The following is a 13,604-nucleotide window of genomic DNA, read 5'->3' on the forward strand; positions in this document are numbered from 1 at the left end:
GTCGATGAGGGCGACGCCGACGGAGCGAACGTCGGCGAGAGCGACGTCAAAAAGGCGAACGTCGGCGACGACTCCGGAACCGTGAGCGCGGCCCTCCGCGACGCCGCGTCGACGGTGTGGAGTCGGCTGGCCGGGGTGCGAGCGTCGGCGCGTTCGTTCGGGCGTCGCATCGAAGCGCGTGCACTCGCGCTGGCCGCCGTCGCGACGTCGCTGATCCTCCTCGTCGTCTTCTACTATCCGGTCGCGACGGTGTTCGCCGACGCGGTCTTCGTCGACGGTCGACCGACCGTCGAGCCGATCGTCTCGGTTCTCACGTCGCGGTTTTACCTCGTCGATATTTTCGGGTTCACCGCCTATCAGGCCCTGTTGTCGACGATCGCGTCCGTCTTGCTGGGGCTCCCGGGCGCGTGGGTCCTCGCGCGGTTCGAGTTCCCCGGTCGGGAGACGCTGCGCTCGCTGACGATCCTCCCGTTCGTGATGCCCTCGATTATGGTCGCGATCGGGTTCGTCGCCACCTTCGGACGGACCGGAACGCTGAACGCGGTTTTGCGGGCGATCGGACTGCCTCCGGTCGAGTTGCTGTTCACGATCGAGGCGATCGTGATCGCGCACGCGTTTTACAACGCTCCGCTCGTCGCGCGGGTGACGACGGCGGCCTGGGAGAGCGTCGACGCCTCCGCCGTGGAGACCGCCCGAAGTCTCGGCGCGTCGCCGACGCGGGCGTTCCGCGACGTGGTGCTGCCGCAGTTGCTCCCGGCGGTCGCGATCGGTGCGACGCTGACCTTCGTCTTCACGTTCGCGTCGTTCCCGATCGTGCTCGCGCTCGGCGGGTTCCAGCTGGCGACCGTCGAGGTGTTCATCTACTCGCGGATCCAGAACCTCGCGTACGCCGAGGCGGCCGCCCTCGCCGTCGTCGAGACCGCGATCTCCATCGGCCTGACGTACTGGTACCTCCGCTACGAGGGTCGGAATCGGGGCTCGGGGCAGGGCGCGCGGCCGCAACCCCGGCGGTCGCTGTGGCCAGAGGCGTGGACGCCGAGCGCGCTCGGCGTGCGCATCGGCATCGGCGCGTACGGCGTCGTCGTGCTCGCGGTGTTCGTCGGCCCGATCGCGTCGATGGTTCTCGCGAGTCTGACGGGTCCGGAGGGTGGGCTGACGCTCGAACACTACCTGTTCCTCCTCGAACGCCAGCAGACGGGCGCGTCTTACCAGGTGCGGCCGCTCCCGGCGATCACGAACTCGCTGCGGTTCGGGATCGGGACGCTGCTCGTCGCGGTGCCGATGGGCGTCGCTGTCGCGGTGTTGACGACGCGGGAGTTCCCCGGTCGGGCCGCCGTCGACGCGCTGGCGATGGCACCGCTGGCGGTCTCCGGGATCGTCGTCGGACTTGGGCTGCTCCGGGGCCTCGTCTTCGGCGTCGAGGCTTTCGGGACGCGGGTACAGGTGACCGGCGCCCTCGCCGTCGTGGCCGCGCACGCGGTCGGGGCGTACCCGTTCGTCACGAGAAACGTCGCGCCGCTGCTGGGGAATCTCGATCCGCGACTGGTGGAGTCCGCGCGGAGTCTCGGCGCGACTCGGGTTCGGGCGCTCGTCGACGTGGAGTTGCCGCTCGTGGCCGCCGGCGTCGTCGCCGGCGCGGCGTTCGCCTTTGCCATCTCGATCGGCGAGTTCGACTCGACGGTCGTCCTCGCGGAGGGGTCGACCAGCTACACGATGCCCGTCGCAGTCGAGCGGTATCTCGGACGGCGGCTCGGTCCGGCGACCGCGATGGGCTGTGTCCTGCTCGCGGTGACGAGTCTGAGCTTCGTGATCATCGAACGGTTCGGCGGTCGGTACGGCGGACGGGGAGGGTTCTGACGATGCAACTGACGCTCGAAAACGTTCGAAAGGCGTACGGCGAGACGGTCGCGCTCGGTCGAGAGGGCGAAGATCGGGAGGGCGATGGTCGGGGGATCAGCTTCGAGATCGACGACGGTGAGTTCTTCACACTCGTCGGGCCCTCGGGGTGCGGGAAGACGACGACGCTCCGCCTCGTGGCCGGGTTCGAACCGCCGACGGGCGGATCGATTCGGTTCGACGGCCGGGAGATGCGCGGAGTACCGCCCGAATCGCGGAGCGTGGGCGTCGTCTTCCAGAACTACGCGCTCTTTCCCCACCTCTCGGTCGCGGAGAACGTCGCCTACGGCCTCCGGTTCTCGGACCCGCCGGGCGGGGTGAGCCGGGACGAACGAGTCGCCGACCTCCTGGAACTCGTCGACCTGCCGGAGGCGGGCGACCGGGACCCGACGGAGCTTTCGGGTGGCCAACAGCAGCGCATCGCGCTCGCTCGGGCGCTCGCGCCCGGTCCGGACCTCCTCCTGCTCGACGAACCGATGAGCGCCCTCGACGCGCGCCTCCGCGAGCGGCTTCGGATGCAGATCAAGGAGATCCAGTCGACGCTGGGGATCACGACCCTGTACGTCACCCACGACCAGGAGGAGGCGCTCGCGATTTCGGACCGCGTGGCCGTGATGAACGACGGCGCGGTCGAACAGGTCGGGACGCCGCAGGCGGTCTACCGCCGCCCGGCGACCCGTTTCGTCGCGGAGTTCGTCGGCGACAACAACGTCTTCGAGGGCGAGGTCGTCTCCGTTCGCGGGAGGGACGAGGCCTGTTCCGCCCACGAGCGGGACGATGGAAAACAGTCCGCGTCGGCCCGCGAATCCGGTGAATCTCCAGTTGAAACGAAGGGGGTTCGGAGCGATGTCGTCGGTGCCGAGACAACGGACGACAGAGGAGAGCGGGTATGGAAGGTCGATGTCGACGTTGACGGGGTTCGGGTCGTGATATCGACTCGGGTAGCCCTGTCGGGCGGAGATCGGATCGTGTTCTGTGTCCGACCCGAAGCGATGCGCCTGCTCGGAACGGAAAGTTCCAGGGGCGAAACCGCCGGAATCGAGAAGTCGAATGGAACGTCCGAGAGCGAGACCGGCGGGTTCGAGAAGTCGAGTGGAACCTCTCGGAGCGAAACCAACATCCTCGACGCGACGGTAACGGGGGCCGAGTTCCTCGGCGACGCGACCCGGACGTATCTCCGCTGGAACGATCGAGGACTGACGGTGCAGTCGACGGATCCACCCACCGGCGACGTGCGGGTCGGTTTCGACTGCGCTTCGGCACACGTCGTGGACCGAGTCGACGACTGAGTGATCGATCGGCCCACGGACTGCGGCCGCCGAGTCGACGACTGAGTGATCGATCGGCCCACGGACTACGGCCGCCGAGTCGACAGCTGAGTTATCGACTCCCAAGTCGAAGCCGTCGAGCCGCTCGACCGTCGATCGACGCGTCTCAGCGGCTGACGCCGACAGTGAGAAGCGTTCCGAAGGTCCGGTAGCGCTCGACCATCGCCTCGCGGGACCCCCAGTCCTCGGTGGGGAACGCCTCCGCGGGCGGGATGTCGATCTCTCTATCCGGGATGAAGTCCTGTTCGGCCACGGCCAGGCCCGCCTGACGGAACGCCTGCCGGTACTCGTTGGCGGACCACCGCGTCATCTCGACGTCGATCCGCTCCTGCCACTCGTGGGAGTGGACGTTCTCCTCGTAGTAGTTCACGGCGCAGTAGAACGTGCCACCGGGGCGAAGAACGCGAGCCACCTCTTCGAGCGTGTGGATCGGGTCCGAGGCGTAGTAGAACGCCTCCATACTCCAGACGTGATCGACGCTATCGTCGGCGAAGGGCAGCGCGTCGAAGTCGCCGACGACGTAGCTGACGTTCGGGTCGTCCGTATAGGACCGCGCGTTTTTCACCATCTCCGGCGCGCCGTCGAGACCGTAGACGCGGCCGGCGTCGTTCGTCTCTCGAAGCGCCCGGCCGGCGTACCCGCTGCCGCATCCGAGATCCAGGATCGTGTCTCCGTGTTCGACCGGCATCCGTGCGAGTGCGTGCTTCGCGGTGTGCCAGTGGCGCTCTTCCATCCCCTTGTCGCGCCCGTCCGCCGCCCAGGCGTCGAATTCCGCTCTGACGCTCATACGCGTGCGTGACGGGGACGGACCAAGAACTGTTGGGATCGCAGGTCGAGACCCGTCAGGATCGGACCGACCGAAGCGGCCCGCCGGATGCGACGCTATATAAGTACTGAAAGTCGAACGGGACGTATGGTCGGACGTCGCCGGCGGTTCGCGCTTTCGGACACCGTCCAGCAGATCGTCGGCGGGTTCCTGCTGGCCGGCCCGTTCGTCGTCACCGAAGAAGTGTGGGTACTCGCACGGAGTATGGCACCGATTCAGGCGCTCCTCACCGTTGTCATCGTCTTCGCAATCGGATACGGGGCCCTCTACAAGGCCGACGATCGGAACCCCGACCGGGAGAGCGAAGTGGGCGGAGTCCCCCTCCGGTTCATTTCGCTCATTTCCGTCTCGTATCTCTCCGTGCTCATTCTCGCCATCGCGTTCGACGCCCCGGGGACGTTCGTCGGAGCGTCGGAAACGTCGGCGTGGAAGCCACTGGGACTGCGGGTCGACCTCCCGCTGATCGGGGTGACGCTCAAAGCGATCAGCATCGGGGCGGTGTTCAGCGTCATCGGGGCCGCGACCGCCGACTCGCTATATTGAGCGACTGGAATCAATCTACTGGACGGCCAGACTCGATCTACTGGGTGGCCGGACTCGATCTACTGGACGGCCGGACTCGATCTACTGGACGGCCGGACTCGATCTACTGGACGGCCAGAATCGGTCTACTTGGCGGCCGGACTAGATCGGACGTGCCGAGCGGTGACAGCCGACGACGGAAACTCCCGCACGGTTAAGTCGTCGGGGTCGCACCTACGGGTATGGATTACGCGCTCGCGATCGAGAACGCACCGGATTCGATCCCCGGCGGCACAGGTGTCCTGCTTCTGCACCCGAGTATCGGCGCGACCGACCGCATCGACACCGACTTTCTGAAGACCGACACCGACCACTTCCTCGTCATTTCGACTCGAACGACTGCCCGAGAGGTAGAACAGAAACTCGAATACTACGACGTCGACGAGTCGAAGGCGGAGGTTCTCGACACCCTGTCGGTCGAGCGCGGATACTCCCGCCGCAGGTCGGACAACGTCCACTACGTCTCCGCCCCCGACGACCTCGACGGGATCGTCGAGAAGACGCGGGAGTTCCTGGAGTCTCACGACGGGAAAGTCCGGATCACCGTCGACTCGGTGACCGAGATGGCGTACTACGCCGACGTCGACGGCGCGTACGACGCGACCGAACGGCTTCTCGAACTCCTCGACGCACACGACGCAGTCGGGCTGTTCCACCTCTCGAACGAGGTCCACGACGAGGCGACGATCGGGCGGTTCCGCGACCTCTTCGACGCCGTCGTCGAACTCGACGTGGACGGCGACGTCGCCGCTGAGTTCTGAACCCAGCGTTCGATCAAAGGTAATATCGAGTTCCGAATCAGGCGTTCTCGTCGGCGTCGTCTTCGAGTTTCTCGAACGTCTTGGTCGCCCACCTGACGCCGTACTCGGGACCGTACTCGACGAAGGCCTGCGTGTCGAGCGCGGCGAAGGGCGCAGGAAGGTCTAACTCGTGTTTGATCGCAGAACAGGCGTACTCGGTCGCCTCTGCGAAGGAGGTCTCCCCGCGTGCGACAGCACGCGGGAGCGTCGAGAGTCGACCTTCCAGTCGGTTTCCGGCGTCCTTCCACGCGTCGAACAGCCGCGGTTGCGTGTCTTCCCAAGCGGCGAAGACGTCCCTGGTCTGGAGGCCGAGCCAGGCGTCGTAGAGGGCGGCCGCGATCTGATAGACGTCGGCGGGACCTAACGGCACGGCGGCGTCGAGATCGCGGTACTGCGGTCCGAAGAACGGGAGAAAGTGTTCGGGGGCGTCGGTTCCGATCTGGACGAACGCCTCCGCGAGGAGGTATTCGAGGAACTCCTCGGGCGTCCCCTCGGCGCGTTTCTTCACGAGGACCGTCGGCGGCGACGTCTGGCGGGTCCACGCGACGGTTCCGTCGCCCGGCATCCCGACGGTGAAATCCGAACTCGCGTACGCGACGAGGGCGCTCGGAGCGTCGTCTGGGAGCCACGCCGAGGGGTACGTCGCGGGGTCGAGCGCGTCGACGAGGAGGCCGAGATCCTCGGCCGCGGCGGGCGGTATCGTCTCGAAGTCGGCCGCAACGTCGAGCACGAGCGCGTCGGGCGCGTGGGCGTCGCGTACGGCAGCGACGTCGTCGGAGAGATGCCGTTGGTCGAACATAGCGTTCGTTGGGGACGGGAGGGTATCAGGAGAACGGTCGAGGTCTGCACACGGACCGCTCCGGTGATTCGAAGCGAGTTACCCGGAGGCGAGTTATCCGAAAGCGAGCGCGAAAATGATCGCGATGGCGAGGACGGCCGACACACCCACGGTACCGAGGACGATCTTGGTCGCTTGACTCATAGTGAGACTCTCTCGACGGGAGCGCTTAAAAGCTTCAATCTGACGCTGTGAGTCGTCCGGAAGGTGAAATACGGAATAGAAGTCCGATCACGACGTGCGGCTACGTGTCCTCGGGCCCGCCGGGAGTCGTGTCCCACGTGTCCGGGACTTCGATGACGTACCGGCCGTCCTCCTGCAGCGAGATGATGTACTCCGTCCGGTCGTACAGTTCCATAAGGTTCAATTCGTACTCGCCCGGTGCGACGATGCGGATGCTCTCGAACTGTTCGTTGAGTTCGGCTCGGAGGTCTTCGAGGTCGGGACGGTCGTCGCTCGACGGTTCGATGACCCGGCCCTCGGAGTCGCTCGGACGGTCCGCCGACGCTTGGGGGCCGGCCGCGTCGCCTGCGGGCGCGTCCGGACTCACTGGCTCGTCGTCTACGGCCTCACTCCGACTCGCGGCGGCGAGTTCGTCGGGCGAGACGACCTCACTGCGAGCGCTCGCCTGTGCGGTGTCTTCGATGGAGTCGTCGTCCGTCGACGACGCAGTTCCGTCGGCGTCGATGTCGACGCCGTCGTCCGAGTCCGGTGCAGTGTCGCCGGGTCCGCTCGGTTCCGGCGAGTCGGACGGTCGTGAATCTGTCCGAGTCGGAGCGTCTTCAGCCGAGTCTCTGTGATCGTCCGGAGTCGAAGCGGACCCCTGCGTGGACTCCTGGCGTTGATTCGGCCACTCCCGCGAGGACGAGGAAACCCGCCGAGACGTCGACTCCGAATCCGGACTTGGCTCTGAACCCGAACTCGGCTTCGAATCCGGACTTGAATCCAGGTCGCCTTCGTCCCCGACAGCGCGCTCGGCGGCCTCGCTCCACGCCGTCGAACTCGATTTCGGTTCCGTCTGCTCCGCTGGACGTGACTGGCGATCGGGATCCGCCTCACCGGTCGGTGACGACGGTTTCGACGGCGACTCGGTCGAGTCGGACGAGTCAGTCGCCGACGACGGCCGGAACTGGAACTTGTTTCCGCCACAGTTCGGACACCCCGACAGCATCTCCTTCGACCCGTCGTCGAACACTCGTCCACAGGTTGTACATTCGTGAGGCATCGTGTTGAATTAGCGGGAGGGCGTCCGTTTCGTGTGCAGTGAGGGGATCGAGTGCAGCGGGCGTTTTCCCTCTCGGGAGCGGTTCGTATGGTTCAGGTGGGCCCGGTGAGCCCGGTGGTTCAGGTGGGTCCGGTGGTTCAGGTGTGCCCTTTGTTTCGTGTGGAGACTCCGAGACCGATCGAACACCGCGAGCGCGGCGTTGATACACTCCGGATTCCAGCGGTCGGTTGAGTAAAATTTCATCACTTCCGAGAGACGAGCGCGCTGATGAGGTTCTCGTCTTTGTGCAGCGTCTCGATCTGATTTGCCGGGCCGATGACGGTGAGTTTCTTGTTCGACTCCTTGCCCATCAATCGGCCGAGGAAGCCCTTGCTTCCGCCGCCGGACTGGGGATAGGTTTCGATCTCGATGCCGTTGAACTCGTCGGGGCTGATCTCGGTCATCGTGACCTCGATGAGTTTCGACTCCTCGTCGGGCGAGAGCCCCTCTTCGAGGACGACGATGTTGCCGTCGCGCACCCCGTCAAGGATGAGCCGAATCTTCTCCATACTCGTCAACCCCTCCATCCGGGCGCCGCTGATGAGGTCGATCTGGACGCCGTTTCCGGTTTCGCCTGGTGTAACTTCCGGCATCGTGCTCACCCGAAGTACTCCGCGATCTTCCCGTAGACTTCGTCCATGTTGTTCCCCTCGAGCGCCGACAGCGGAACCGTCTCGTGCTGCGGGAACGCGTTCGCGATGCGCTGGACGTTCGAGTCGTCGAGGTCGGTCTTGTTCGCGAAGATGAGCACGGGCAGGTCCTGGCTCTCGATGATCCCGATGAGCATCGTGTTGACCTGCGTGAACGGGTCCTCCGTGCTGTCGAGGACGTAGATGACGCCGTCGACGTCCTCGCGGAGCCAGTGCATCGCCTCCGCGACGCCCTCGGTCGCCTCGCGAGAGCGCCGGACGGCGTCGTCTTTCTCCATATCGTGTTCGAGGAACTCCTTGTAGTCGACTTTCGTCGTAACGCCCGGCGTGTCGACGATGTCGATGTTGACGGTCTTCCCGTTGCGTTCGATCTCGACGTTCTCCTTTCTGCGCGCGCGTCGTGTCTCGTGCGGGATGTGGCTCTCCGGGCCGACGGCGTCACCCGTCCAGTCACGTGCGATTCGGTTTGCGAGGGTCGTCTTCCCGGCGTTCGGCGGTCCGTAAATGCCGATTCGTTTCGGTTCGGAGTCCGAAAACATCCGGTCGACGGCCCGTGAGATGCTGTCTCTGAGGTCTGTGAACAGTCCCATCCTGGCCTCCCGCGCCTCCCGATGCGTGTCGTGGAGGGGCGTATGGAGGAACCACATTTCCGTGTTCACTTAAACACTGCGTCAGACAGACCCCGATATCGAAGTGATGTCCCACCTCTTCCGTCAGATACGTCGGCGAGTGGGAAGACTGGAGAAATGTTCTCAGTGACAGTGCCGTCTGTAGCAGTGCCGTCTGTGACAGTCTCGTCTGTGGTAGTGCCGCAACTGGACACCGCCGTTCGCGGCCCGAGGTAACTCAATGGCTGTGTCGGCCGTTATTCGGTGGGTATTCTTTCGAGTGGATCGTTCCAGCCGTTCTCCGGGTGAGTCGTTCTCCCCCTCCCCCACCCCTTCGTTTCAACTGGAGACTGTAGAAGGACGGGAACTCGTGGTCACGTATAAAGAAATAGTAATAAAATTAAATATATAAAGCTGCTAAATTAATTATCTTACTGCGGTACGGGTATCGTTAAACATTTCAGAATATAAAACTACCGCTATATCATAGCCTCCGTCATCACCCCCTCCCCCTCTATTTCGAGTTCCACACGAAACGAAGGGGTGGGGGGCGGGTGAGATTGGAGGAGACAGTCCCCTGAGAGCCAACACCGAGAGCGGTATACAGGGATCTCACGTCGCGGTCTCACGACGGGACGAACGAGAACATCGAATGTCGAGAGGAAATTCCACGCTAATCTCACCCTCGGCGACTCACTGCACTCGAATTCGTGAACTCACGTCACGATTCGAGGAGGCAACCCAATCGGAAGAGAATGCCAGGAACTGGAAAACGTGAGCGGCGCTCGATAAACGACTCTTCGAACTCGATAGCCGGAGTGACAGCCCCCGGTTGCTCGCAGCGGAACAAGTAGAAAAGTGACGTGGGAAGAGACAAGCTTTTTGTAGCACGTGTTCCTCTGCTTCGTCTGCATCAACTGGACACGTCACCGACGGAGAAACGACGCAGAATCGTTTTACTCCGCTGGATTGTACGCTTTACCGGCTATACCGGCATAATTTCCAGTCGAAATTGGGGGGTACACGGATGGACAAAGAAACACAATCCGACGACACTAACGGACCGGCGGATTCAGGCAAGTCAGATTCGCGGGAGGCGGATTCCGGCGAGAACGCGGATAGCGAAGAATCGGTCGCCTCAGATTCACAGTCGGCCGACACAACCGAGCGAAACACGGACCCGAACCCGGGGCCGACGGCGGGCACGGGGTCTCGTGGGAATTCGGACAGCGCGGATCGCGTTTCCGACTCGGAGAACGCCGACGACGCGTCCGGCGCAGAAAGCGCGGACACGCTCGACGAAGACGCTTCGGAATCGACGAACGAGGGTTCCGCGAGCGGGGACCCGGTGACGGCCGAAGATATCGACATCGAAGAGAGCATCGGCCCCGAGGATCCCGACTCCGTCCGGGTCGGTGACGGCAGTACCGGAACGACGGACGTCAGCCTCGACGAAGTCGTGTTGGACGACGACGGCGATAGTCAGGGGCTGTTCGACGACCTGCTCTCCGGTGAGCCCATCTTCGAGAACAAGGAAGTCCTCCGGCCCTCCTACACGCCGCGGGAACTCCCCCACCGGACCGAACAGATCAACCAGATGGCGACCATCCTCGTGTCCGCACTTCGGGGCGAAACGCCCTCCAACATCTTGATTTACGGGAAGACGGGCACCGGGAAGACCGCGAGCGCGAAGTTCGTCAGTCAGGAACTCGAATCCACCTCGAAAAAGTACGACGTCCCCTGTGAAGTCGAGTACATCAACTGTGAGGTAACGGACACGCAGTATCGCGTACTCGCCCAGCTCGCGAACAAGTTCATCGAGAAGAACCAGGACGTGATCGAATCGGAACTCGACGATCTGAACGAACTCCACCCACAGGCGGTCGACGACCCGACGGCACTCTCCGGTTCGACGTACGAGACCGCCGACGCGGTCCGAGACCGGATCGAGGAACTGGAGGACGACCGCGACGAGATGGAACCGGTTCCGATGACGGGGTGGCCGACGGACCGCGTGTACTCGACGTTCTTCGACGCCGTCGACTACCGGGAACGCGTGGTCGTGATTATGCTCGACGAGATCGACAAACTCGTCGAGAAGTCCGGGGACGACACGCTGTATAACCTCTCGCGGATGAACTCGGAACTGGATAACTCACGGATCTCGATTATGGGGATCTCGAACGACCTGAAGTTCACCGACTTCCTCGATCCGCGGGTGAAATCCAGCCTGGGCGAGGAGGAGATAGTCTTTCCGCCGTACGACGCCAACCAACTCCGCGACATCCTCCAACACCGCGCGAACGTGGCGTTCAAGGACGACGCGCTCACCGACGACGTCATCCCGCTGTGTGCGGCGTTCGCCGCGCAGGAGCACGGCGACGCCCGTCGCGCGCTGGATCTCCTTCGGACCGCCGGCGAACTCGCCGAGCGGGGACAGGCCGACACCGTCGAGGAGGCGCACGTCCGCCAGGCCCAGGACAAGATCGAACTGGACCGCGTCGTCGAGGTCGTCCGGACGCTGCCGACCCAATCGAAGATCGTCCTCTTCGCGACGATCCTGCTCGAAAAGAACGGCGTCCGCAACGTCAACACCGGCGAGGTGTTCAACATCTACAAGCGCCTCTGCGAGGAGATCGACGCCGACGTCCTCACGCAGCGTCGCGTGACCGATCTCATCTCCGAACTCGATATGCTCGGCATCGTCAACGCCGTCGTGGTCTCGAAGGGGCGGTACGGCCGGACGAAGGAAATCTCGCTGTCGGTTCCGATCGACGAAACCGAGGCGGTGCTGCTCTCGGACTCCCGACTCGGTGACATCGAGAACGCCCAGCCGTTCGTTCAGGCGCGCTTCGACAACTGATCGATACTCCGGAACGTCGCGCTCTCCCGCCGACTCGACGAGCGTCCAACCGCGACGACCTCGGCGGGCGCCCAAACGCTACTATAATAGCGCTGGCCGTGCACCCTTCTGACGGATGTTCGACGAGATTATGCAGAAGTTCGAGGGAAGCCCGAGCCAACAGGCGGTCATTCGCCTGCTCCTCGAACGCGGGTTCTCGGTGAACGACGACGGGCGCGTCGTCTCCGGCGGCATCGAGATCCCGAACACGGGCATCGCCCGCGAAATCGACGTCGACCGCCGCGTCGTCGACTCGACGACGACGGCGATCCTGGACGACGAGGAACTCAGACGCATCTTTCAGAACATCTCGTCGATTCCAAGCCTGATGGACCTCGCCCCGGTGCTCGACCTGTCGGTGTTGACCGTGGAGGTCAACGACGCCGAACGGCCCGGGATCGTCGCGGAGATCACGACCCGTCTCGCCGACCGCGACATCTCGATCCGACAGACGATCAGCGAGGACCCGGAGTTCACCGACGATCCGAAACTCTACGTCGTCACCGACGAGCCGATCCCCGGTGACCTACTGAACGAACTCGCAGACCTCGATTTCGTCCACCGGATCAGCATCGCTTGAGACGATGCGGTCGGCACCGCTTGAGACGAATCGTCCAACGTCACTCGAGACGAATCGCTCAAGATCACTTGAGACGAATCGTTTGACATCGCTCGCGCCAACACGTCTCTCTCCGTGCGACGCGAACCCTTTTGACCGATGGCGGCGCTACTCTCGGCCGTGACCGATCGATCCGACGACTCGGAGAGCCACCCGGAATCGTTCCGTACGGTAGCCGGTCCCGGCGAGGCCAGTTTCGAGGTGAAAGGCTCCGAGTTCATCGGGTACGCTTCGCCTGCAAACACGGTCGAGGAGGCGGAATCGTTCATCGAACGGGTCCGCGAACGGCATCCGGACGCCACGCACAACGTCCCCGCATACCGCGTTCCTGCGAGCGCGGGATCACCGTCGAGGCCGAGCGACGCGGATTCGGTGGGAAGTGACCCGGGTTCGACGGGGAGTGACGCGGATTCGACGGGGAGTGACGCGGATCCGACCACCGGGCCGGGAGATGCGGTCGGGCCGGAATCCGGGTCTGGAGCCGGGACTGAGGGACCTGGAAACGAGGCTGAAACGGGATCCGGCCCCGAAACCGCGTCCGGAACGGGAACCGGGTTCGGAACGGGGCCGATGCTTCGGGAGTACCAGTCCGACGACGGCGAACCGAGCGGATCGTCCGGCAAACCGGCACTGAACGTCCTCGTCCAGCGCGACATCAGGAACGTCGCGACCGTCGTCACTCGGTACTACGGCGGAACGAACCTCGGGGTCGGCGGCCTGGCCAGAGCGTACTCGCGCGCGGTCAAGGACGCGGTCGACGACGCGGGCGTCGTCGAGACCGTGCCGCACGAACGCTTCGTCGTCACCGTCGAGTACGACGACTCGGGCACGGTCCGCGGACTTCTCGAAAGCTCGGGGGTAGAGTTCGAGGGCACCTACGAGGCCGACGTCGCCTTCGAGGTCCGCGCTCCCGTCGACGCGGCCGCGACGCTCCGCGACCGGATCCGGAGCGCGACGAGCGGCCGCGCCGACATCGACGCGTGATCGCCACCGGGGACGCTCACGAGCGGCTCGCGAGTGTCGTCACCGTTCGTCCCGCGGAGCCGGATCGATTCACCCGACCCGTGGGAACGTCCCTCATATGTCTGCTCCGGAGAGTACGGGGGTCCGTTTCCTTCGCTTCTTTTCGAAGTGATTTCGCCACACTGCGATGGGGTTCGAGACGAAAGAAGGGGGTTCGTCGGAGCCGTCGTCGACCCGCTCGCTCCGCACTCTTGATCCGCCGGACACGGTCCGCGCGGATCGCGCGAGACTGAAACGACCGTTTGTGCCACCGGTGCGGTATTGGTGT

The 13,604-nt window shown here is 64.2% G+C and carries 13 protein-coding genes; 7 read left to right on the plus strand and 6 right to left on the minus strand.

What is annotated here, in order from left to right; all coding sequences use genetic code 11:
* The first annotated feature begins 114 nt into the window (after positions 1–114).
* Both NO360_RS07355 and NO360_RS07360 read left to right on the plus strand, forming a co-directional pair.
* Positions 115–1,857 (plus strand): ABC transporter permease, encoded by a 1,743-nt coding sequence (locus tag NO360_RS07355; RefSeq protein ID WP_390282109.1) that lies wholly within the window; start codon positions 115–117, stop codon positions 1,855–1,857.
* Between the two features lie 2 nt (positions 1,858–1,859).
* Positions 1,860–3,185, plus strand: a complete 1,326-nt coding sequence (locus NO360_RS07360) for an ABC transporter ATP-binding protein (RefSeq protein ID WP_256306986.1) — start codon at positions 1,860–1,862, stop codon at positions 3,183–3,185.
* A gap of 145 nt (positions 3,186–3,330) precedes the next feature.
* Here the strand turns inward: NO360_RS07360 and NO360_RS07365 are convergent, their stop codons facing one another.
* Entirely contained in the window at positions 3,331–4,011 is a 681-nt protein-coding gene (locus NO360_RS07365; RefSeq protein ID WP_256306988.1) for a class I SAM-dependent methyltransferase, read from the minus strand.
* Between the two features lie 126 nt (positions 4,012–4,137).
* Between NO360_RS07365 and NO360_RS07370 the strand changes: the two genes are divergently transcribed.
* Positions 4,138–4,593 (plus strand): DUF2391 family protein, encoded by a 456-nt coding sequence (locus NO360_RS07370; protein WP_390281833.1) that lies wholly within the window; start codon positions 4,138–4,140, stop codon positions 4,591–4,593.
* A gap of 221 nt (positions 4,594–4,814) precedes the next feature.
* On the plus strand, positions 4,815–5,393 hold the full coding sequence (locus NO360_RS07375) for a DUF7090 family protein (RefSeq protein ID WP_256306990.1): 579 nt from the start codon (positions 4,815–4,817) through the stop codon (positions 5,391–5,393).
* Between the two features lie 37 nt (positions 5,394–5,430).
* On the opposite strand, the gene NO360_RS07380 is transcribed toward NO360_RS07375, so the two are convergent.
* The 5 genes from NO360_RS07380 to NO360_RS07395 form a co-directional block, all read right to left on the minus strand.
* The gene (locus NO360_RS07380) at positions 5,431–6,231 is read right to left on the minus strand and encodes a DUF7089 family protein (RefSeq protein ID WP_256306991.1); all 801 of its coding nucleotides are present in this window, start codon (positions 6,229–6,231) and stop codon (positions 5,431–5,433) included.
* A gap of 93 nt (positions 6,232–6,324) precedes the next feature.
* Positions 6,325–6,414: a hypothetical protein gene (locus NO360_RS19065; RefSeq protein WP_425492341.1), complete on the minus strand. Its 90-nt coding sequence runs from the start codon at positions 6,412–6,414 to the stop codon at positions 6,325–6,327.
* A gap of 100 nt (positions 6,415–6,514) precedes the next feature.
* Positions 6,515–7,465 (minus strand): OapC/ArvC family zinc-ribbon domain-containing protein, encoded by a 951-nt coding sequence (locus NO360_RS07385; RefSeq protein ID WP_417388621.1) that lies wholly within the window; start codon positions 7,463–7,465, stop codon positions 6,515–6,517.
* Between the two features lie 272 nt (positions 7,466–7,737).
* On the minus strand, positions 7,738–8,127 hold the full coding sequence (locus NO360_RS07390) for a DUF2073 domain-containing protein (protein ID WP_256307137.1): 390 nt from the start codon (positions 8,125–8,127) through the stop codon (positions 7,738–7,740).
* 5 nt (positions 8,128–8,132) lie between these two features.
* Entirely contained in the window at positions 8,133–8,774 is a 642-nt protein-coding gene (locus NO360_RS07395) for an Era-like GTP-binding protein (RefSeq protein WP_103991141.1), read from the minus strand.
* Between the two features lie 1,045 nt (positions 8,775–9,819).
* On the opposite strand from NO360_RS07395, the gene NO360_RS07400 reads away from it, so the two are divergent.
* The 3 genes from NO360_RS07400 (at position 9,820) to NO360_RS07410 (ending at position 13,297) form a co-directional block, all read left to right on the plus strand.
* Complete coding sequence (locus tag NO360_RS07400) at positions 9,820–11,655, plus strand: Cdc6/Cdc18 family protein (protein ID WP_256306993.1); 1,836 nt, start codon at positions 9,820–9,822, stop codon at positions 11,653–11,655.
* A gap of 115 nt (positions 11,656–11,770) precedes the next feature.
* On the plus strand, positions 11,771–12,274 hold the full coding sequence (gene trpY / locus NO360_RS07405) for a TrpY family transcription regulator (RefSeq protein WP_256306994.1): 504 nt from the start codon (positions 11,771–11,773) through the stop codon (positions 12,272–12,274).
* Between the two features lie 138 nt (positions 12,275–12,412).
* Positions 12,413–13,297, plus strand: coding sequence for an IMPACT family protein (locus NO360_RS07410; protein WP_256306995.1), 885 nt, complete (start codon positions 12,413–12,415; stop codon positions 13,295–13,297).
* Positions 13,298–13,604 lie beyond the last annotated feature (307 nt).

The organism is Halobellus litoreus, from assembly GCF_024464595.1.
GTDB classification, from domain to species: Archaea; Halobacteriota; Halobacteria; order Halobacteriales; family Haloferacaceae; genus Haloquadratum; species Haloquadratum litoreum.